Source organism: Vibrio sp. Vb1980, from assembly GCF_033338615.1.
GTDB classification, from domain to species: Bacteria; Pseudomonadota; Gammaproteobacteria; order Enterobacterales; family Vibrionaceae; genus Vibrio; species Vibrio alginolyticus.
On the sequence record NZ_JAWOSZ010000186.1, the window covers coordinates 1 to 515 of the forward strand.

Here is a 515-nt window from a genome sequence, read left to right on the forward strand (position 1 = left end):
TTCAAACATCGCAAACCATCACTCCTTATTTACATGGCGATATTGGTCGCATTGAGTCGGATGCCATTCATATCGATAATGATATCAATCCCATCGTCCAAGAGTTGTATCGTCAACTTTCTGAAACGTATCCAGAGGCCGGAAGGGCGTATTGGCTCACAAGAACATGGGATTTGCTCTGCTGGCAGCCAATCTACGTTGCGCTTGTCTCTATCTACGGTTTTCAATCGCTCCCGAATTTGGGAAATATTGCGCAGTACTTACAGCCCTGCTTTGTTAGAGGATTTCGCTTTGCGGATCAGGAACATATTCAAGGTAATCACACAATATTGAGTGCGCAGTCAGGGCGTCAAATTCGAGCTTTGTTCGATTTTTATCAAGAACAGATGAACGAGTGGATTCGCATTCGTCCGGGGTTTACTCATCAGTTGATGTCAGACGGTATTTTGGCGTGCTTGTTAAGGTTACAGCAATATTTCCCTCAACTGACCGATGCCACCATTAAAGAGCACGCT

At 44.9% G+C, this 515-nt stretch carries 1 protein-coding gene; it reads left to right on the forward strand.

The genetic code is table 11. From position 1 onward, the window contains the following. Window positions 1–515, forward strand: a 515-nt coding sequence (locus R7F64_RS24420; RefSeq protein ID WP_318072227.1) for a siderophore ferric iron reductase, incomplete at both ends; no start/stop codon positions are given.